Origin of the sequence: Blautia acetica (assembly GCF_038739805.1) — a bacterium.
Classification (GTDB): Bacteria; Bacillota; Clostridia; order Lachnospirales; family Lachnospiraceae; genus Blautia.
In genome coordinates this window covers 1-19,947 of the sequence record NZ_JBBEWO010000024.1, presented here as the reverse complement: position 1 = coordinate 19,947, position 19,947 = coordinate 1, and the positions used below count along the sequence as shown (strand labels likewise).

Here is a 19,947-nt window from a genome sequence, read left to right as displayed (position 1 = left end):
GCAACCATTATACCACGTTTCCCGGCAAATACAAAAAGTTTTCTATCGGATTTGGGAAGAATCGGGGAGCATATCGTGGTATTCTTCCAAAGTCAGCCCGGTGAGGGAAAGATAAAGAGAAAGCGTCTTCCCTACAAAGCGTATGTGCCAGGGTTCCCAGGGATATCCTGTAATGTGTTCTTTCCGCCGGGGATAACGGAGAATGAAACCGTATAAAGGTGCGTTGGATTTTAACCATTTTCCTTCTTTTGTGGCAGCAAAAGATTCTTCCAGTTCAAAATTCAAAGAAGCGCAGGAGATGTCCAGGGCCAGTCCGGTCTGGTGTTCGCTGGTGCCGGGAGGCGCTACAGCAGTACTGCCTCTTTGCAGGGCATTCCGGTATAAGGCTTCCTGTCGTCTATAAGAGCGGTAACCGGAAATGCCCATGAGCGTAACGTTTTCAGCGGCAGCCCGATGGAAAAGCTTTGCAGCGGATTTTGCAGCAGCTTTTTCCATGAGGGTTTTCTCATGGTGTGCAGGAGCATGAAAAGGGATGCGGGCTTCTGTAAGATACGGCGGGACATACGAGGAGGAGAGCGTATGGGATTTATTTACAAGTAATGTATAAGATATTCGGAACACCTGCCTTTCATAATGGCTATATTTTATGCAGGAGAAAAGGAAAATAGAACTGGAAAAAGAGGGTATATAAAAAAATAAAAAAAATTTGAAAAAAAGGCTTGCATTTTAAAAAAGAATCGTATATAATACATTTTGTTGTGAGGCACAACACAAGACAATGGGCTATCGCCAAACGGTAAGGCAACGGACTCTGACTCCGTCATTTCAAGGTTCGAATCCTTGTAGCCCAGCTTTGAATATCTCAGACAAAATGTCTGGGATATTTTTTGTTATATGGAAAACTGCTTAGAGATACCCGGTATAGCAAAGCAGAGATGCAGGAAAACAGTTTTTGTATCAAGGGAGATTGGAAAAATGAAATATTCTTTTGACAGCAGAGTCCGGTATAGTGAAATCGGAGAAGACAGACATCTGACTTTAAATGGTATGATTAATTATTTTCAGGACTGCAGTACTTTTCAGTCAGAAGCGGCAGGGGTAGGCATGGACTTTTTGGGAGCTAAAAGCCAGGCCTGGGTACTTTCTGCCTGGCAGATTGTGGTTGAACGTTATCCTGTACTGTGCGAAAATATAAAGGTATCCACCTGGGCTTATAATTTCCGGCATTTTTTGGGAAGCAGGAATTTTACCATGGAAGATACAGAAGGGAATCTGATTGCCTGTGCCAATACATATTGGACCCTTCTTAATATGCAGACAGGCCGTCCGGTTTCCATAGACGAAAAACAGCTGCAGGCATACGGATTGGAAGAAAAGCTGGATATGGACTATGCGCCGAGAAAGATAAAAAAGCCTATAAACGGTAAAGAATACCCGTCTTTTGCTGTAAGGCCTCATCATCTGGATACCAATCATCATGTGAATAACGGACAGTATGTGCTTATGGCACAGGAATACCTTCCGGCAGATTTTGCGGTGAAACAAATGCGGGCGGAATATAAAAACCAGGCAAAGCTGGGAGATATCATTGTACCCAGTGTGCATGAGGAAAATGGTGTTTATACGGTGGTTCTGGACAATACTGCAGGGGAGGCCTATGCAGTGGTTGAGTTAAAATAGAGGAGATTGAGATGATAGAATTAGGAAAAAAGCAGGAACTGATAGTTGTGAAAATTGTGGATTTTGGTGTGTATCTGGGGGAAAGGGAGCAGGCAGAGGATAAAGATACGGTGCTTCTTCCTAAAAAACAAGTGCCCGAAGGCACCAGGAAAGGAGAGAAGATTTCTGTATTTATATACAGGGATTCTTCTGACCGTCTGATTGCTACTGTAAGAGAGCCGAAAATTCTGTTGGGACAGATTGGAGTCTTAAAAGTGGCGCAGACCAGCCGTATCGGTGCATTTCTGGACTGGGGACTGGAAAAGGACCTGTTTCTTCCATATAAAGAGCAGACCAAGAAGCTGCACGAGGGAGAAGAGGTGCTTGTGGCCCTTTACATTGATAAGAGCAGTCGTCTGTGCGCTACGATGAAAGTCTACCATTATCTGCAGACGGATTCGCCTTATGCACAGGGAGATACGGTGACTGGTGTGGTATATGAAATCAGTGATAATTTCGGTGTGTTTGTGGCAGTGGACTATAAATATTCCGCATTGATTCCAAAGCAGGAAGCGCAGGGGAATTATAAGGTAGGAGACGAGCTGACCTGTAGAGTCACCGCAGTAAGAGAAGACGGAAAGCTGACACTGAGTGCAAAGCAAAAAGCATATATCCAGCTTCATGAAGATGCAGAAAGTGTGTATGAAATCATTCAGGAGTTTGAAGGAGAACTGCCTTTTGATGATAAGGCGTCACCGGAAGTCATTCAAAGGGAGTTCGGGCTCAGTAAAAATGCATTTAAAAGGGCCGTGGGACATCTTCTGAAAGAGAAAAAAATAGAAATAAAAAACGGAAAAATTTATGCCCTGTAAGGCTTTTCCAAAAGGAAAGAATATGCTATACTGAGAGCGTATTTGAAAATTGCTCATTTTATGTCCAGAAGGAGGAAAATAAGTGGACTCGATAGATTATTATGACCGGTACGCAGTACCTTATTATGAAGAAACCGTGGATTTTGGCATGGAGGAGCAGATTGCCCGTTTTGTTGAGTTTTTGCCGGAAAGTGCCGATGTCCTTGATTTAGGCTGCGGGTCAGGAAGAGATACAGTAAGTCTGGAGGAAGAAGGCTGTGTTGTAACTGCTATGGATGGATCAGAAAAAATGTGTGAACTGGCCAGCATCCATACAGGAAAGGAAGTTCTTCATCTGAGAGTGGAGGATATGGAATTTGATGATGTGTTTGATGGAATCTGGGCATGTGCCATTTTGGGACATTTTTCGCCGCAGGAAGTAAAGTCTGCCATGGAAAAGATTCTCAAAGCACTGAAAGAAGATGGAATTCTGTATTTTTCTGTCCGCAAGGGTGATAGAAACGGCAGATACAACGGAAGGTATTTCTATGATTATGACAGAGAGGCACTCAATGACCTTTTGGATTCTTTTTCTAATATAAAAGTTTTGGATATTTGGAAGACAAGCGATGTAAGGGCAGACAAGAGTAATCGTTGGTTTAATGTTCTTCTTCGCAAGGAAAAGCAGGATTAATCAAAGGAGAGATACAGTGGAATTTGCTCATTTGCATGTACATACGGAATACAGTCTTCTGGACGGTTCCAATAAGATAAATGAATATGTAGCCAGAGTGAAGGAACTGGGAATGAACAGTGCGGCCATAACAGACCATGGAGTCATGTTTGGCTGCATTGATTTTTATAAGGCAGCAAAAGCCGCAGGGATTAAGCCCATTCTGGGCTGCGAGGTGTATGTTGCTCCGGGTTCCCGCTTTGACAGAGAGGCAGGTCATTCGGAAGACCGCTATTATCATCTGGTGCTTCTGGCGGAGAACAACCAGGGTTATCAAAATTTGATGAAAATAGTGTCAAAGGCATTTATAGATGGATTTTATTATAAGCCCAGGGTAGATATAGAACTTCTGGAGGAATACCATGAAGGAATTATTGCATTAAGTGCATGTCTTGCAGGAGAAGTTGCAAAAAATCTCGCCAGAGGATTATATGAGGAAGCGAAAAAGGCGGCGCTTCGGTATCAGGATATTTTTGGAAAGGGGAACTTCTTTCTGGAAATGCAGGACCATGGGATTCCCCAGCAGCAGACGGTGAATCAGCAGCTTTTGCGTATGCATCAGGAGACGGGGATTGATTTAGTTGTAACGAATGATGTGCACTACACCTACGATACAGACGTGGAGGCCCATGACATTCTGCTCTGTGTGCAGACGGGAAAACGACTGCAGGACGAGGATCGTATGCGATATGAGGGGGGTCAGTATTATGTGAAATCTCCGGAAGAGATGGCAAAGCTGTTTCCCTATATTCCGGAAGCGCTGGAAAATACCCAGAAAATTGCAGACCGGTGTCAGGTGGAAATTGAATTTGGGGTGACGAAACTGCCGAAATTTGATGTGCCTGAATCTTATACTTCCTGGGAATACCTGAATAAGCTGTGCTTTGAGGGACTGGAAGAGAGATATGATGGGGATTTGGAACCTTTAAAAGAACGTTTGAATTATGAACTGGGCGTTATTCAGAAAATGGGGTATGTGGACTATTTTCTGATCGTGTGGGATTTTATTAAGTTTGCCAGGGACCATGACATTATGGTAGGACCGGGGCGTGGTTCTGCTGCGGGAAGTCTGGTTTCCTATACTCTGGGTATCACCAAACTGGATCCGATTAAGTATGATTTGCTCTTTGAACGATTCCTGAATCCGGAGCGAGTATCCATGCCGGATATAGATGTGGATTTTTGTTTTGAAAGACGGCAGGAAGTTATTGATTATGTGGTGCAAAAGTACGGAAAAGACCGGGTGGTGCAGATTGTAACCTTCGGTACCATGGCGGCCAGAGGTGTTATCCGGGATGTGGGACGCGTTATGGATTTGCCTTACAACCAGTGTGATTCCATTGCGAAAATGATACCAAAGGAACTGAATATCACCATTGACCTTGCGCTGAAAATGAATCCGGAATTAAAAGAACTGTATGATACGGATGATACGGTGCGGAAGCTTATCGATATGAGCAGGCGTCTGGAAGGACTGCCCAGACACACCTCTATGCATGCTGCAGGCGTGGTTATCAGCCAGAAGTCTGTGGATGAGTATGTGCCTCTTTCCAGAGCCTCCGACGGTTCCCTGGTTACACAGTTTACCATGACAACGTTGGAAGAACTGGGACTTCTGAAAATGGATTTCCTGGGCCTTCGGACTCTGACTGTTATCCAGAATGCGGTGAAACTGGCAGAGAAAAACAAGGGAATCAGACTGGATATTGACCATATAGACTATGACGATAAAAAAGTATTCGCCATGTTGGGCGCCGGAAAGACGGATGGTGTGTTCCAGGTGGAAAGCAGCGGCATGACAAACTTCATGAAGGAACTAAAGCCGCAGAATCTGGAAGATATTATTGCGGGGATTGCTCTGTACCGTCCGGGTCCCATGGATTTTATTCCTCAGTATATCAAAGGAAAGAACAATGCGGAAAGTATCACCTATGACTGTCCGGAACTGGAACCGATTTTAAAGGCTACCTATGGCTGTATTGTGTACCAGGAACAGGTTATGCAGATTGTGCAGTCTCTGGGGGGCTATACTTTGGGACGAAGCGACCTTTTGCGCCGTGCTATGAGCAAGAAGAAAGCTGCAGTTATGGAAAAAGAACGGCAGAGCTTTGTGTACGGAAACGAGGAAGAAGGAGTTCCGGGTTGTATCAAAAAGGGAATTTCCGAGGAAATCGGAAACAAAATTTATGATGAAATGATTGATTTTGCCAAATATGCCTTTAACAAATCCCACGCAGCAGCCTACGCAGTGGTTTCTTACCAGACGGCATACCTGAAATATTACTTTCCGGTGGAATTTATGGCGGCAATTATGACTTCCGTGATTGATAACCCTTCTAAAGTGGCAGAATATATATTATCCAGCCGGAAAATGGAGATTGACATTCTGCCTCCGGACATCAATAAAGGAGTCAGCGAATTTTCCGTAGATAACGGTGGAATCCGCTATGGGCTGTCTGCCATTAAAGGAGTAGGCCGTCAGGTGATTGAGTCTATTGTAGAAGAGCGCAGGGAGAGAGGGGTTTTTAAAAACCTGCGGGATTTCATCGAACGGATGGCGGGAAAGGAAGTCAACAAAAAGGTAATTGAAAACTTTATTAAGGCGGGAGCTTTTGATGAACTTCCGGGAAACAGACGGCAGAAGATGATGGTTTATGTGCAGATTCTGGATGCTGTGGTACAGGAAAAGAAAAATGTTATGGCGGGGCAGATGAGTCTGTTCGACCTGGTTTCTGAAGAGGAGAAAGTTGCCTATGAGATACGCATGCCGGATGTGGAGGAATATCCCAAGGAGGCAAAGCTGGCTTTTGAAAAAGAAGTCCTGGGCATCTATGTAAGCGGACATCCTCTGGAAGAATATGAGGAAAAATGGAGAAAGAATATCTCTGCGGTAACTGCAGATTTTCAGCCGGATGAAGAGACAGGGACCCCCAGGGTGACAGACGGGGCAAAAGCCATTGTGGGCGGAATGATTATAGCCAAGACCATTAAATATACAAAGACAAACAAAGTTATGGCATTCCTTACCTTGGAAGACCTGGTGGGAACCGTGGAAGTAGTGGTATTTCCACGGGATTATGAGAAGAATGTGCAGTTTATGAATGTAGATGACAAGGTGTTTATTCAAGGCCGGGTGTCTGCAGAAGACGATAAGGCAAGCAAACTTATCTGTGAAAAAATTTTTTCCTTTGAGGAAGTACCGAGAGAATTGTGGCTGCAGTTTGCCAGCAAGGAGGAATTTCTTGCAAAAGAGCAGGAGATTTACGGACTGCTTCGTGATTCAGACGGTCAGGATCAGGTGGTGGTGTATATCAAATCACCGAAAGCCGTGAAACGTCTGGGGGCCTCTAAGACGGTAAAAATCAACGAAGAACTGTTGGACAGACTGTATGAAAAATACGGGAAAGACAATGTAAAAGTTGTAGAAAAGAGTATTGAAAAACTGGGAAAAATGAATTAAAATAAGATTCGATTGAACGAATAAACGAAAATAAGAAAACTGCCAGCGAGATGGAGGAGAAAGATGACTGCGAATAAAGAAATAAAGACAATAGGTGTTTTAACAAGTGGTGGAGATGCGCCGGGAATGAATGCGGCAATCCGTGCGGTTGTCAGAAGAGGTTTGAGCCGCGGCATCAATATGAAAGGAATTTTAAAAGGATACAGCGGTCTCATTAACGAAGAAATTATTGATATGACGGCTGTGGATGTTTCCGATACCATTCAGAGGGGCGGTACCGTTCTCTATACAGCCCGCTGTGCAGAAATGCGTACAGAAGAAGGTCAGAAAAGAGCAGCAGAGGTTTGCAGAAAGCACGGGATTGACGGACTTGTTGTTATCGGCGGTGACGGTTCCTTTGCAGGTGCTCAGAAACTGGCAAATCTGGGAATTAATGCCGTAGGTGTGCCGGGAACCATTGACCTGGATATTGCCTGTACAGAATATACAATCGGATTTGATACAGCTGTAAATACAGCAATGGAAGCTATTGACAAGGTTCGTGATACTTCCACTTCTCATGAGCGTGTAAGTATTATCGAAGTTATGGGAAGAAATGCCGGATACCTGGCCTTGTGGTGCGGTATTGCCAATGGTGCAGAGGATATCCTGCTTCCTGAAAAATACGATTATGATGAGCAGAGAATCATCAACAATATTATTGATAACCGTAAAAAAGGTAAAAAACATCATATTATTATCAATGCAGAAGGTATTGGACATTCTCAGGCCATGGCAAAGCGTATTGAGGCTGCAACCGGTATTGAGACAAGAGCAACCATTCTGGGACATATGCAGCGCGGTGGAACTCCTACCTGCAAAGACCGTGTATATGCATCTATCATGGGAGCAAAGGCTGTGGACATCCTTCTGGAAGGCAAGACAAAGAGAGTTATCTGCTATAGAGACGGAGAGTACATTGATATGGACATTAATGAAGCTCTGGCAATGAAGAAATCTATTTCCGAGTACCAGTATGAGGTGAGTTATTCTCTGTCCCACAACTACAGCAAAAATAATCAGTAAATATAAAAAGGAAAAGGGCGTGCAGATGTGCGCCCTTTTTCTTTCAGGAGAGGAAGAGTATATGATTACAAGCAGTTCCAATGCACAGATAAAAAAGGTGCAGCAGATATTAAAGAAGGCAAAAACCAGACGGGAAGAAGGACTTTTTGCCGTAGAAGGTGTGAAGATGTTTCGGGAAGCGCCGGCAGAGCGGATTGAGAAAGTGTATGTATCAGAATCCTTTTCGGCAAAAGAAGAATGTGGGGAAGTGCTGGCCGAAAAGGGTCTGGACGGCCCCGGAGGACAGAAGGTAGAAATTGTGGAAGACAGAGTATTTAAGAGCTTGTCTGACACTGTCACACCCCAGGGAGTCTTATGTCTGATCCGTATGCAGAACCGGAGGCTGGAAGGACTTCTTAAGACAAAAGGAACTCCTCTTCTCATGATACTGGAGGATTTGCAGGACCCGGGAAATCTGGGGACCATCATTCGTACCGGAGAGGGGGCAGGGGTGACCGGGGTAATTCTCAGCAGGACGTCGGTAGATGTGTATAATCCCAAGGTGATTCGTTCTACTATGGGTTCCATATATCGGATGCCGGTTTTATATGTGGATTCCATTGCAGAAGAGGTACTTCCTCTGTTAAAGGAACGAGAAATCAGAACTTATGCGGCGCATTTAAAAGGCAAACATACCTATGACAGAGAAAACTATGAAAAAGGAACGGCATTTTTTATAGGGAATGAAGGAAATGGACTTACCGATGAACTGACAGCTCAGGCAGATACGCTTATCCGTATTCCCATGGAGGGAAGTGTGGAATCTTTAAATGCTGCCATGGCTTCCGGAATTTTGATGTATGAGGCCAGCAGACAGCGTAGAAACATAAATTGAATATAAAATATAAAAAATAGCGAATATTTTGACATATTCGCTATTTTTTATGCCTCGTCCCACCAAATCCTGTAAAATGTTACAAAAAATACCGGGTTGACAAATAAATGTAACCTTGGTAGAATAAGTTCGTAACAAAACTTAATAAATCTGTAACAAATATGAAACGACAGACTTATCAGGAGGTTATAGTTCAATGAAAGAAAGAACAAAGAAACTTTTGGCATGTGCAGGTACAGTGGGAGTTATGACAATTATGACAACTATTCCGGCCATGGCGGCAACCATAGACTGGAATGATAAAGCGGCGGCAGATGTGAATACATATGCCAATATCCGTAAAAGTGCTGATATAAATTCCGAAAGGGTAGGAATGCTTCCGGCAGGAGCGGTTGTTTCTGTTGTGGGAGAAGAAAATGGATGGATTCAGGTGGAATCAGGGGAGATTTCAGGATATATCCGTGAGGACTTGCTGGTGTCAGGGGAAGAGGCACAGCAGCTTTTTGAATCTGTATACGGAGACAGCGAACTGGTAGGGGCAGAGCCTCTGGCAGCAGCAGAGACGGCAGCGCCTGTCAGTCAGCAGGCGGTATCCGTATCCGATGCAGATCTGGATTTAATGGCAGCCATTATTGAATGTGAGGCTGGGGGAGAGTCTTACGAGGGAAAAATCGGTGTGGGAGCAGTCATTATGAATCGTATCCGCAGCAGCCAGTTCCCCAATACACTGTCCGAGGTTATTTATCAGAGCGGACAGTTTACACCGGCATCCACCGGAAAGCTGGCGTCCGTTTTAAGCCGGGGAGCCAGACAGGACTGCTATGATGCAGCAAGAGATGTGTTTGCAGGCGCCAATACCATCGGAGACCGCCTCTTCTTCCATGCGGGAAGCGGAAATGGTCTTACCATTGGAAATCAGACATTTTACTAAAATTCAGAAAGAGGAGCTGCTGGTTAATACAGCGGCTCCTCTGATTTTTTTCGACGCTCCAGACCGTCTAACATACGGTCATATTCAATGGCAGCCAGTTGGGATACCACAAATTTGCCGTGGTCATTTAAGAGGCGGTATTTGCGGATAAGTTCAAATTCTTCTTCCGTAAGACCGTTTCTGTTTTTTCTGAGTGTTTCGATATTGATAAAATCCTGATACAGATAATTTGCGTCACAGTCCAGTGCAGTGATGATGCGGCTTAGTTTTTCCGGATTCGGATAGGTCCGTTCCAGTTCGTAGCCGCTGATGGTCTGCTTGGATACGCCGATTTTTTCAGCCAGCTGGGTGCTGGACATGCGGAGTTCTGCACGCCTGTCTTTGATTCTTTTGCCAAATCCCATAATATGTCCTGCTTTCTCGTATTTTTTATAAGTATAGTACGAAAAATGTTGTATGTCAACGAAGACTATTGACAAAAAATGGAAATTCATATACTATCTTACTTATTGCGCATTGTATAAAATATACAAAAATGAGTTTTGGGGAGGACAGAAACTTGGAATGTAATTACGAAGAAGAAATTCTTCTTCTTTTAGATAAAGTGAAGTCTGACAGGATATTGGAAATTATTTATCATTTTTTAGCCGGAATAATTTTGCCTGGATAACGAAAAAAAACGTTGTTATTTTCAGAATATTAGGATATAATAAGGTAACAAATCAGTAGAAACTTTACTGGTGTAGAGAACTGATAAAGGAGAAGGTGAGAGAATGGCAGGAATACCAATATCGGTTTTGTGGCTTGCAGTTCTGGCGGTGCTTCTTGTAATTGAAATCGCCACACTGGGTCTGACGACTATCTGGTTTGCCGGAGGTGCACTGATTGCTTTTCTGGTTTCCCTGGCAGGAGGACCGCTGTGGCTGCAGATTACTCTTTTTCTGATAGTATCAGTGGTATTGCTGTTGTTTACAAGGCCACTGGCACTCAAGTACATGAATAAAGGGGTGGAAAAGACAAACGTGGACAGCATACCGGGGAAAAGCGGCATTGTAACCCAGGGCATTGACAATTTAAAAGCCATGGGAAGGGTGACCGTAAACGGTATGGAATGGACGGCAAGGTCCAAGGACGGCAGCCTGATTGAAGAAGGAAAGGTTGTCCGGGTTTATGGTGTGGAAGGTGTAAAACTTATTGTAGAGGAGGATAAATAGTATGTTTGGTATCGTAGTATTTGTGATTTTTATTGTCATTGTATTGATGATTGCAGCATCCTGTATCCGTATTGTTCCTCAGGCGCATGCGCTGATTGTGGAACGTCTTGGAATGTATAAGGACACCTGGGGTACGGGACTTCACATTAAAATGCCTTTTGTAGACCGTATTGCAAAACGGGTGAATTTAAAGGAACAGGTTGTGGATTTTGCGCCACAGCCGGTGATTACAAAGGATAATGTTACCATGCGAATTGACACGGTAGTGTTTTTCCAGATTACAGACCCAAGACTGTTTACTTACGGTGTGGAAAATCCTATTATGGCAATCGAGAATTTGACAGCAACTACTCTGCGTAATATCATCGGTGATATGGAACTGGATGCAACTCTTACATCCAGAGAAATTATCAATACCAAAATGCGCGCGTCTCTGGATGTGGCTACAGACCCATGGGGTATTAAGGTAAACCGTGTGGAATTAAAGAATATTATTCCTCCGGCTGCAATCCAGGAAGCCATGGAGAAACAGATGAAGGCGGAGCGTGAACGCCGTGAAGCCATTCTGAAAGCAGAAGGTGAGAAGAAATCCACCATTCTTGTGGCCGAAGGTAAGAAAGAATCTGCAATTCTGGACGCAGAAGCAGAAAAACAGGCTGCGATTCTTCGTGCTGAAGCAGAAAAAGAGAAGATGATTAAAGAGGCAGAAGGTCAGGCAGAAGCGATTTTGAAGGTGCAGCAGGCCAAGGCAGATGGTATCCGCTTTATTAAAGAGGCGGGAGCAGACCAGAGCGTATTGACGCTGAAAAGCCTGGAAGCCTTTGCGCAGGCCGCAGACGGCAAGGCAACAAAGATTATCATTCCTTCGGATATTCAGGGAATTGCAGGGCTTGCTACTTCTTTAGTGGAAGTTGCCAAGGACGCAAAAAAGGAATAATATAAAATCAGCGAGGGGGCTGCTGCAGAGATGCAACAGCCTTTTTCTGTATTTATGAAAACGGTGAGGTGAGGATATGGAAGCCAGAATAGACCTTACAAAAGAATATGGATTGGTGCTGGAGGGCGGAGGCGCCAAGGGTGCTTATCAGATCGGCGCCTGGAAAGCCTTAAAAGAGGCAGGAGTAAAGATTAAGGGAATTGCGGGAACCAGCGTAGGGGCTCTTAATGGTGCGCTTATCTGCATGGGAGACATAGAGACAGCGGAAAATCTGTGGAAAAACATTTCTTATTCCAAAATCATGTCTGTAGACGATGAGGTTGTGGAGAAGGTTTTTCAGCATAAGAAAATCAGCAGAGAGGAACTGCGGGGCATGACAGAGCGCCTTGCAGGAGGCGGACTGGACGTTACGCCTTTAAAAGAACTTATAGCGCAGAGTATAGATGAAGAAAAAATACAGAATTCTCCCATAGATTTATATGTGCTTACCTTCAGCGTGGATGAGTTCCGGGAGTTGGACATTGATATCAAAGAGGCGGAGCCGGAGCTGATTAAAGATTATCTTCTGGCCAGTGCCTATGTGTTTCCTATTTTTAAGAACGAAAAGCTGCACGGAAAGACTTATATAGACGGGGGCGCTATTAACAATGTGCCTCTGGGCTCTCTGATTCAGCGGGAATATAAGGATATCATTGTCATACGGATTTTTGGAATCGGGAGAGAGAAAAAGGTGAAAATTCCGGAAGATACCACGGTGTACACGGTAGCGCCGGGGGTAAATCTGGGAAATATTCTGGATTTTAATCCAAAGATGAGTAAACGAAATATGGAGCGCGGGTATTATGACACCATGCGTATGCTTTACGGACTGGCAGGAAAAATATATTATATTGATGAACAGGAAGAAGAGTGTTATTATTTAAAGCAACTGACAGAGTTGAGCGGTGACATTTATCTGTATCTGGCAGAGGAATTTAAGCTGGATACGGGAGAAAAGAGGAGACTACGGAATCTGACAGAGATTATTCTGCCGGTAATTGCAGAGGAGTTGAAGCTTCCCAAGGACTGGAGTTACAGGGAATTATATCTTTCCATGCTGGAAGCGGCGGCCAGGCTGTGCAGAATCCGCAAATATAAGATTTACACCTTAAAAGAACTGCAGGACAGGGTAAAAGAGAAACTGCAGAAGCTGAAAGGACAGGGAGCAGCGCCTTTTATGCAGATTGTATCCGGAGATACACTGTTGTAAAAGGTTTATGTTATAAAGAGAGAAATACAGGGAGGGACCTAAAATGGATTTAAAAGGACGCAACTTTTTGACACTGAAGGATTTTACAAAGGAAGAAATTGAGTATTTACTGGATTTGTCCGCGGATTTGAAGAAAAAGAAAAAAGAAGGTGTTCTTACAGATACGCTGAAAGGCAAGAACATTGCTTTGATTTTTGAGAAAAACAGTACAAGAACACGCTGTTCTTTTGAGACGGCAGCCCATGATTTGGGAATGGGCACTACATATTTGGACCCTAAAAGTTCCCAGATTGGAAAAAAGGAGAGCATTAAAGATACTGCCAGAGTTCTGGGCAGGATTTACGATGGAATTGAGTACAGAGGCTTTGGACAGGAAATCGTGGAGGAACTGGCAAAATATGCAGGTGTTCCGGTATGGAATGGGCTGACGAATGAATACCACCCTACACAGATGCTGGCAGACCTTTTGACCATTAAAGAGCACTTGGGCCGAGTGGAAGGTGTGAAGCTGGTGTATATGGGAGATGCCCGCTATAATATGGGAAATTCGCTGATGGTACTTTGTTCCAAAATGGGCATGCACTTTGTAGCCTGTGCGCCGAAAAAATATTTCCCTAATGAAAAACTGGTACAGGAATGCAGAGGATTTGCAGAGAAATCCGGCGGGACGATTACGCTTACCGAAGATGTGGAGGCAGGGACTAAGGACGCAGACGTTATCTGCACAGACGTATGGGTTTCCATGGGAGAACCGGATGAAGTGTGGGAAGAGCGTATTCGGGAGCTGACTCCTTATAAGGTGACAAAACAGGTTATGGAAAATGCAGGGGAACAGGCGATTTTCCTTCACTGTCTGCCTGCTTTTCATGATTTGGAAACCGTTATCGGAAAAGAAATGGGAGAGCGGTTTGGAATTACCGACATGGAAGTTACGGATGAAGTGTTTGAATCTCCTCAGTCTGTGGTCTTTGATGAGGCGGAAAACAGAATGCATACCATTAAGGCTGTTATGGCAGCCACTTTAGGAGCGTGAATGTCATGACACAGGAAAGCATGGAACGGGTGCTTCACACAGAGTGGATGGCAGAGAAAATTTTCTGGAGGAACAGTGTGGATTCTACGCTTACCTGGGCAAAGGAAGAGGCGGATTTCTGTCTTGGAGAAAATTTGAAGAGCGCCCTTTTCCTTGCCGATAAACAGACAGCAGGAAAAGGACGCCTTGGGCGGGTGTGGAATTCTCCGGCAGGTGAAAATGTCTATATGACGCTTTTGCTTTTGAAGCCGCCGGTAGAACCTGTGAAAGCCTCGTCCCTGACTCTGGTTATGGGACTTTCTGTAGCCCAGGCGGTCCGGGATATAACCGGGATTTCGGCGGGGATTAAATGGCCCAATGATGTTGTAGCAGCGGGAAAGAAAATCTGCGGGATTCTCACAGAGATGAAAATTCGGGGAGAGAAAGCGGAATATGTCAGCATTGGTGTGGGTATAAATATGAACCAGAGGGAATTTCCGGAAGAATTGCAGGATAAGGCCACATCGCTGGCTCTTGAGTTGGGATGTGAGGTTGTCCGGGAAGAAATTACGGCCGGAGTCGTGGAAAGATTTGAAAAAAACTATGAACTTTTTCTGGAAAAGCAGGATTTGCAGTCTTTAAGGGAAGAATATGAAAGGCTTCTGCTGAATAAAGACCGGCAGGTGCGGATACTGGAAAAAGAGAAAGAGAGCATAGGAATTGCCAGAGGTATTACGCCTGCGGGAGAACTTCTGGTGGAGGACGAAAATGGAGCAGTGCGGCAGGTACTCTCAGGAGAAGTTTCCGTGAGAGGGCTGTACAGCTATGTGTAAAGGGAGAATGAGATGTACAAGGATAAGGTAGTGCTGTGCGGCGCAAGCGCCTATGAACAGAAGTATTATTTTAATGAGGATTTTGCCTCACTTCCCCAGTCCATACAGGACGAACTGCATATTATGTGTGTACTGTATACAGAGGAAATCGGGGGGATTCTGACTTTGGAGTTTGACGAGGAGGGAAATCTGCAGTTTCAGGTGGAGTCCCTGGAAGCAGACGCCATGTTTGATGAAATCGGCAGTGTGCTGAAAATTAAGGATTTACAGAATAAGAAGAAAGAACTGCTGGAGTCTCTGGAATTATACTACAGGGTATTTTTCCTGGGAGAGGAGGTTGAGGAATAGGATATGCTGTTAGTAATTGATGTGGGAAATACGCATATTACGCTGGGTGTGTTTGATAAAAAAGAATTGCTGGGAACCTTCCGTATGACTACCAGGCAGAGCCGGACTTCTGATGAATACGGAATTCTCATGTGCAATATGCTGGAATACAGAGGGATTGCAAAGGACAAGATTGAGGACGTAATTATCAGTTCTGTAGTGCCGGATGTCATGCATTCCCTGACCAGCAGTGTGATTAAATACTTTGACCGGAAACCTTTAAATGTAGGGCCGGGATGTAAGACGGGAATCCGCATTACGGCCGTGAATCCCAAGGAAGTAGGGGCAGACCGGATTGTGGATGCAGTGGCGGCGTATGAAAGATACGGCGGTCCGGTGTTGGTGCTGGATTTCGGAACGGCCACAACCTATGATTTGATTGGTGAGGACGGCAGCTTTGAGGCGGGCATTACGTCTCCGGGTATTGAAATCAGTGCAAAAGCTTTATGGCAGGATGCGGCCAAGCTTCCTAAGATTGCCATTGAAAAGCCGAAATCCATTCTGGCAAAGGAAACAATCAGCAGTATGCAGGCAGGTCTGGTGTATGGCTATATTGGACAGGTGGAATATATTGTAAAAAAGGTAAAGGAAGAATCCGGGCTTGAAAATATGAAGGTAGTAGCCACAGGCGGTTTGGGAAAAATTATTGCAGACGAGACAGACTGTATTGATGTGTATGATTCTCAGCTTACTCTGGAAGGGCTGCGGATTATTTACGAAAAAACGAAGAAAAGCAGAGGTTAAGATGAAACTTAGGATAGGAAAGGTAACTCTTGAGAATAATCTGATACTGGCGCCCATGGCAGGAGTAACGGACCTGCCATTTCGTTTGCTGTGCAAGGAACAGGGTGCGGGGCTTATCTGTACGGAAATGGTCAGTGCAAAAGCCATACACTTTCAGAATAAAAATACAGAAAGCCTTATGGAGATTGAGGAGAGAGAAAGGCCGGTGTCTTTGCAGATATTTGGTTCAGAGCCGGATTTGATGGCAGAGATAGCCAAGCGGATTGAGCACCGAAATTTTGATATTCTGGACATTAACATGGGCTGCCCGGTGCCCAAGGTAGTAAACAACGGAGAGGGGTCGGCTCTGATGAAAAAACCGGAGTTGGTTCATGAAATTGTATACAAGGTATCCCACGCCATTGAGAAGCCTGTAACTGTAAAGATAAGAAAAGGTTTTACAGAGGATGCTGTCAATGCAGTGGAAATTGCGAAAATTGCAGAAGAGGCGGGAGCAGCCGCTGTTGCAGTACACGGCAGAACCAGGGAGCAATACTATGCAGGGCAGGCGGACTGGGATATTATCCGCCAGGTGAAGGAAGCAGTGTCCATTCCGGTCATTGGAAACGGAGATGTGGATTCTCCCCAAAAAGCGGAGGCTCTGGTGAGGGAGACAGGATGTGACGGTATTATGATAGGAAGGGCTGTACAGGGAAACCCCTGGCTGTTTTCCCGAATTCTCCATTATCAGGAGACGGGAGAGCTTCTGCCGCCGCCATCCATGGAAGAGGTAAAGGATATGATGCTGCGTCATGCAAAAATGCAGCTGGAATATAAAGGCGTTTATACCGGTATGCGGGAAATGCGCAAGCATGTGGCCTGGTACACTTCGGGAATGCCGCATTCTGCCTCTGTGCGCAGGCAGGTAAATGAAGTGGAAAGCTATGCACAGCTGGAGGAACTGGTGAGCCGGATGTAGAAGAATACTTTCAAAAATGGGGATTTTGCCAATTTTGCCCCTGATTTTAGGAAGAAAGGGCTATTTGGCTTGACATCTGCATATCTATTATTTATAATATTATGACTGTTAAGTAGCGGTATTTATGTGGACAGGGCTTTTTTTAATCCCTGGATTCCATTATGAATATATGAGAAAGGGTGTAGAATTAAAATGGAAGAAAAGAAAACAATACTGACGTATGCGGGACTGACAAAACTGGAAGAAGAATTACATGACTTAAAAGTCGTTCGGAGAAAAGAAGTAGCAGAAAAAATCAAAGAGGCAAGAGAACAGGGTGACTTATCTGAAAATGCAGAATACGATGCAGCAAAAGATGAGCAGAGAGATATTGAGGCCAGAATTGAAGAAATCGAAAAAATTCTGAAAAATGCCGAAGTTGTAGTAGAAGATGAAGTAGACCTGGACAAAATCAGTGTTGGCTGTAAAGTAAAGGTTTATGATGTGGAATTTGAGGAAGAAATTGAGTTTAAAATCGTAGGCTCTACAGAGGCCAACAGCCTGGAGGGTAAAATTTCCAATGAATCACCGGTTGGAAAGGCGCTTATCGGTGCAAGGAAAGGTGAAACCGTTTCCGTAGAAATGCCGGCAGGCACTATGGAATACAAGGTTCTTGAAATCGAAAGAAATATTTAAGGATACCAGACAAATAAACGTAAGGAGTGTGTACAAAGTGGCAGAACAGCAGAAGAAAGCACAGGAACAGGACTTGAACCAGTTATTAAAGGTACGCCGTGAGAAGCTGTCCCAGCTTCAGGAGGAAGGAAGAGACCCGTTCCAGATTACCAAGTATGATGTGACTCATCACAGTATGGAAGTGAAAAATGCCTTTGAAGAATTAGAAGGCAAGAGCGTTTCCCTGGCAGGACGTATGATGTCCAAGCGTGTTATGGGAAAAGCTTCTTTTTGCAGTATTCAGGATTTACAGGGTGCAATTCAGTCTTATGTAGCAAGAGATAATATAGGGGAAGATTCCTATAAAGACTTCAAAAAAATGGATATTGGTGACATTGTAGGCATTAAGGGTGAGGTGTTTAAGACAAAAACCGGTGAAATTTCCATCCATGCCACAGAAGTGACACTGCTTTCCAAGAGTTTAAATCCTCTTCCGGAAAAATTCCACGGCCTGACAAACACAGACCTGCGTTACCGTCAGAGATATGTGGATTTGATTATGAACGAAGATGTAAAGGAAACTTTTATCAAGCGTTCTAAAATCATTGCAAGTATTCGTCACTATTTAAACGGACAGGGATTCCTGGAAGTGGAAACTCCTATGCTGGTAGCCAATGCCGGCGGTGCGGCAGCGCGTCCTTTTGAAACACATTTCAATGCGTTGGATGAGGACTTTAAGCTGCGTATTTCTCTGGAACTGTATCTGAAGAGACTGATTGTAGGCGGTATGGAGCGAGTATACGAAATCGGACGTGTATTCCGTAACGAAGGTCTGGACACCAGACACAATCCGGAATTTACTTTAATGGAATTATATCAGGCTTACACGGATTACCACGGCATGATGGACTTGACGGAAAATCTGTACCGTCATGTGGCGCAGGAAGTTCTGGGCACAACAAAAATCAGCTACAATGGCGTGGAAATGGATTTAGGAAAGCCATTTGAACGTATCACTATGGTAGACGCGGTTAAGAAATATGCAGGTGTGGACTTTAACGAGATTCATACACTGAAAGAAGCCAGAGCTGTGGCAAAGGAACATCATGTAGAGTACGAAGAACGCCATAAAAAGGGCGATATTCTGTCTCTGTTCTTTGAAGAGTTTGCAGAAGAGCATTTGATTCAGCCAACCTTTGTTATGGACCACCCAATCGAGATTTCTCCGCTGACTAAGAAGAAACCGGAAAATCCGGAATATACAGAGAGATTTGAGTTCTTTATGAACGGCTGGGAAATGGCAAACGCTTACTCTGAACTCAATGACCCTATTGACCAGAGAGAGAGATTTAAAGCACAGGAAGAACTGTTGGCTCAGGGTGATGAAGAAGCCAATACCACAGATGAAGACTTTCTGCATGCACTGGAAATCGGTATGCCACCTACAGGCGGTATCGGCTTCGGTATCGACAGAATGGTTATGTTACTGACAGATTCTGCAGCAATTCGTGATGTTCTGGCCTTCCCGACAATGAAGAGCATGGGCGCTGCAAAGAATGAAGCTAATAATGCTGCACAGTCTGCGCCGGTTGAAAAAACAGTGGAAAAAGCAATCGCTGAAGTGAAAGAAACATATGATTTCTCTAATGTAGAAGTGGAACCATTATTCAAAGATATGGTTGATTTTGACACATTCAGCAAGTCAGATTTCCGTGCTGTAAAGGTAAAAGAATGTGAAGCAGTTCCAAAATCTAAGAAGCTTCTGAAGTTCGTATTAGACGACGGAAGTGGCGTAGATCGTGTGATTTTAAGCGGAATTCACGACTACTATGAGCCAGAATTCTTAGTAGGAAAGACATTACTTGCAATCACAAACCTTCCACCACGTAAGATGATGGGAATTGATTCTTGCGGTATGATCATCTCCGCGACACACCTTGTAGAAGGAAGAGAAGGACTCAATGTTTTGATTCTTGATGATAAGATTCCAGCAGGAGCAAAACTGTACTAAGTGAGTAAAAACACTTCGCAATTTGACAACAAAAATTTTCTTTGACAACAATTTGACAACAAATTCGTATTCCAACATGAATCATCATGAAGAATGGTGATTAGTTGTCAGTAATACTACTCCAACAATATGGATTGTTGAGGGCACTTTTTGAAAGAAAAAACTTTCAGAGAGTGCCCTTTTTTTTATTCATTAACAATGTCCGCTGTGGTTGAGTAAAAGCTGAAAGGAGAAACAGATTTGAAAACAGAAAATATATTATCAAGCACACTATAACAAACTTATTTTTCATCTTTAAGGCATAATAAAAGAGGTCTTGGAATAAAGGAATCTGACGTATTTTCCATCAGATTGTTTTATCCTGAGGCCTCTTGT

At 44.1% G+C, this 19,947-nt stretch carries 19 protein-coding genes and 1 tRNA gene; 18 read left to right on the top strand and 2 right to left on the bottom strand.

Features of this window, described 5'->3' with window-relative positions:
* Positions 1 to 42: 42 nt before the first annotated feature.
* A complete protein-coding gene (locus WBS51_RS13450) occupies positions 43 to 495 on the bottom strand; it encodes a M15 family metallopeptidase (protein WP_226853573.1) in 453 nt (150 codons plus the stop codon).
* Positions 496 to 779: 284 nt separating this feature from the next.
* Between WBS51_RS13450 and WBS51_RS13445 the strand changes: the two genes are divergently transcribed.
* From WBS51_RS13445 to WBS51_RS13410, 8 genes are all read left to right on the top strand, one after another.
* A tRNA-Gln gene (locus WBS51_RS13445) sits at positions 780 to 851 on the top strand.
* A 124-nt stretch (positions 852 to 975) separates the two neighbouring features.
* Positions 976 to 1,680, top strand: a complete 705-nt coding sequence (locus WBS51_RS13440) for an acyl-[acyl-carrier-protein] thioesterase (RefSeq protein ID WP_173749251.1) — start codon at positions 976 to 978, stop codon at positions 1,678 to 1,680.
* Positions 1,681 to 1,691: 11 nt separating this feature from the next.
* Positions 1,692 to 2,531, top strand: coding sequence for a CvfB family protein (locus WBS51_RS13435; protein ID WP_173749252.1), 840 nt, complete (start codon positions 1,692 to 1,694; stop codon positions 2,529 to 2,531).
* An 82-nt stretch (positions 2,532 to 2,613) separates the two neighbouring features.
* Positions 2,614 to 3,204, top strand: coding sequence for a class I SAM-dependent methyltransferase (locus WBS51_RS13430; protein WP_173749253.1), 591 nt, complete (start codon positions 2,614 to 2,616; stop codon positions 3,202 to 3,204).
* 16 nt (positions 3,205 to 3,220) lie between these two features.
* A complete protein-coding gene (locus WBS51_RS13425; protein WP_291681135.1) occupies positions 3,221 to 6,703 on the top strand; it encodes a DNA polymerase III subunit alpha in 3,483 nt (1,160 codons plus the stop codon).
* A gap of 63 nt (positions 6,704 to 6,766) precedes the next feature.
* The gene (gene pfkA / locus WBS51_RS13420) at positions 6,767 to 7,768 is read left to right on the top strand and encodes a 6-phosphofructokinase (protein WP_173749255.1); all 1,002 of its coding nucleotides are present in this window, start codon (positions 6,767 to 6,769) and stop codon (positions 7,766 to 7,768) included.
* A gap of 61 nt (positions 7,769 to 7,829) precedes the next feature.
* The gene (locus WBS51_RS13415) at positions 7,830 to 8,642 is read left to right on the top strand and encodes a TrmH family RNA methyltransferase (protein WP_173749256.1); all 813 of its coding nucleotides are present in this window, start codon (positions 7,830 to 7,832) and stop codon (positions 8,640 to 8,642) included.
* A 196-nt stretch (positions 8,643 to 8,838) separates the two neighbouring features.
* Positions 8,839 to 9,573, top strand: coding sequence for a cell wall hydrolase (locus WBS51_RS13410; RefSeq protein ID WP_173749257.1), 735 nt, complete (start codon positions 8,839 to 8,841; stop codon positions 9,571 to 9,573).
* A gap of 23 nt (positions 9,574 to 9,596) precedes the next feature.
* Here WBS51_RS13410 and WBS51_RS13405 read toward each other — a convergent pair whose 3' ends face one another.
* Entirely contained in the window at positions 9,597 to 9,977 is a 381-nt protein-coding gene (locus WBS51_RS13405) for a helix-turn-helix domain-containing protein (protein ID WP_173749258.1), read from the bottom strand.
* A 369-nt stretch (positions 9,978 to 10,346) separates the two neighbouring features.
* Here WBS51_RS13405 and WBS51_RS13400 point away from each other — a divergent pair, with 369 nt between their 5' ends.
* From WBS51_RS13400 to lysS, 10 genes are all read left to right on the top strand, one after another.
* Entirely contained in the window at positions 10,347 to 10,787 is a 441-nt protein-coding gene (locus WBS51_RS13400; RefSeq protein ID WP_173749259.1) for an NfeD family protein, read from the top strand.
* 1 nt (position 10,788) lies between these two features.
* A complete protein-coding gene (locus WBS51_RS13395) occupies positions 10,789 to 11,724 on the top strand; it encodes an SPFH domain-containing protein (RefSeq protein WP_173749260.1) in 936 nt (311 codons plus the stop codon).
* Between the two features lie 76 nt (positions 11,725 to 11,800).
* Positions 11,801 to 12,973 (top strand): patatin-like phospholipase family protein, encoded by a 1,173-nt coding sequence (locus tag WBS51_RS13390; RefSeq protein WP_291681136.1) that lies wholly within the window; start codon positions 11,801 to 11,803, stop codon positions 12,971 to 12,973.
* A 43-nt stretch (positions 12,974 to 13,016) separates the two neighbouring features.
* Entirely contained in the window at positions 13,017 to 14,006 is a 990-nt protein-coding gene (gene argF / locus WBS51_RS13385) for an ornithine carbamoyltransferase (protein WP_173749262.1), read from the top strand.
* Between the two features lie 5 nt (positions 14,007 to 14,011).
* On the top strand, positions 14,012 to 14,818 hold the full coding sequence (locus WBS51_RS13380; protein ID WP_226853575.1) for a biotin--[acetyl-CoA-carboxylase] ligase: 807 nt from the start codon (positions 14,012 to 14,014) through the stop codon (positions 14,816 to 14,818).
* A 12-nt stretch (positions 14,819 to 14,830) separates the two neighbouring features.
* A complete protein-coding gene (locus WBS51_RS13375; RefSeq protein ID WP_173749263.1) occupies positions 14,831 to 15,166 on the top strand; it encodes a DUF6145 family protein in 336 nt (111 codons plus the stop codon).
* A 3-nt stretch (positions 15,167 to 15,169) separates the two neighbouring features.
* Positions 15,170 to 15,949, top strand: a complete 780-nt coding sequence (locus WBS51_RS13370) for a type III pantothenate kinase (RefSeq protein ID WP_173749264.1) — start codon at positions 15,170 to 15,172, stop codon at positions 15,947 to 15,949.
* A 1-nt stretch (position 15,950) separates the two neighbouring features.
* Positions 15,951 to 16,907, top strand: coding sequence for a tRNA dihydrouridine synthase DusB (gene dusB / locus WBS51_RS13365; RefSeq protein WP_173749265.1), 957 nt, complete (start codon positions 15,951 to 15,953; stop codon positions 16,905 to 16,907).
* 192 nt (positions 16,908 to 17,099) lie between these two features.
* Entirely contained in the window at positions 17,100 to 17,582 is a 483-nt protein-coding gene (gene greA, locus WBS51_RS13360; RefSeq protein WP_173749266.1) for a transcription elongation factor GreA, read from the top strand.
* Positions 17,583 to 17,619: 37 nt separating this feature from the next.
* The gene (gene lysS, locus WBS51_RS13355) at positions 17,620 to 19,572 is read left to right on the top strand and encodes a lysine--tRNA ligase (RefSeq protein WP_294463030.1); all 1,953 of its coding nucleotides are present in this window, start codon (positions 17,620 to 17,622) and stop codon (positions 19,570 to 19,572) included.
* Positions 19,573 to 19,947: the final 375 nt, after the last annotated feature.

What these genes read in the sequence shown, in the direction of transcription:
- WBS51_RS13450 (WP_226853573.1), bottom strand. Translation starts at nt 495, where the DNA reads ATGGAAAAAGCTGCTGCAAAATCCGCTGCAAAGCTTTTCCATCGGGCT.
- WBS51_RS13440 (WP_173749251.1), top strand. Translation starts at nt 976, where the DNA reads ATGAAATATTCTTTTGACAGCAGAGTCCGGTATAGTGAAATCGGAGAA.
- WBS51_RS13435 (WP_173749252.1), top strand. Translation starts at nt 1,692, where the DNA reads ATGATAGAATTAGGAAAAAAGCAGGAACTGATAGTTGTGAAAATTGTG.
- pfkA (WP_173749255.1), top strand. Translation starts at nt 6,767, where the DNA reads ATGACTGCGAATAAAGAAATAAAGACAATAGGTGTTTTAACAAGTGGT.
- WBS51_RS13415 (WP_173749256.1), top strand. Translation starts at nt 7,830, where the DNA reads ATGATTACAAGCAGTTCCAATGCACAGATAAAAAAGGTGCAGCAGATA.
- WBS51_RS13410 (WP_173749257.1), top strand. Translation starts at nt 8,839, where the DNA reads ATGAAAGAAAGAACAAAGAAACTTTTGGCATGTGCAGGTACAGTGGGA.
- WBS51_RS13405 (WP_173749258.1), bottom strand. Translation starts at nt 9,977, where the DNA reads ATGGGATTTGGCAAAAGAATCAAAGACAGGCGTGCAGAACTCCGCATG.
- WBS51_RS13400 (WP_173749259.1), top strand. Translation starts at nt 10,347, where the DNA reads ATGGCAGGAATACCAATATCGGTTTTGTGGCTTGCAGTTCTGGCGGTG.
- WBS51_RS13395 (WP_173749260.1), top strand. Translation starts at nt 10,789, where the DNA reads ATGTTTGGTATCGTAGTATTTGTGATTTTTATTGTCATTGTATTGATG.
- WBS51_RS13390 (WP_291681136.1), top strand. Translation starts at nt 11,801, where the DNA reads ATGGAAGCCAGAATAGACCTTACAAAAGAATATGGATTGGTGCTGGAG.
- argF (WP_173749262.1), top strand. Translation starts at nt 13,017, where the DNA reads ATGGATTTAAAAGGACGCAACTTTTTGACACTGAAGGATTTTACAAAG.
- WBS51_RS13380 (WP_226853575.1), top strand. Translation starts at nt 14,012, where the DNA reads ATGACACAGGAAAGCATGGAACGGGTGCTTCACACAGAGTGGATGGCA.
- WBS51_RS13375 (WP_173749263.1), top strand. Translation starts at nt 14,831, where the DNA reads ATGTACAAGGATAAGGTAGTGCTGTGCGGCGCAAGCGCCTATGAACAG.
- WBS51_RS13370 (WP_173749264.1), top strand. Translation starts at nt 15,170, where the DNA reads ATGCTGTTAGTAATTGATGTGGGAAATACGCATATTACGCTGGGTGTG.
- dusB (WP_173749265.1), top strand. Translation starts at nt 15,951, where the DNA reads ATGAAACTTAGGATAGGAAAGGTAACTCTTGAGAATAATCTGATACTG.
- greA (WP_173749266.1), top strand. Translation starts at nt 17,100, where the DNA reads ATGGAAGAAAAGAAAACAATACTGACGTATGCGGGACTGACAAAACTG.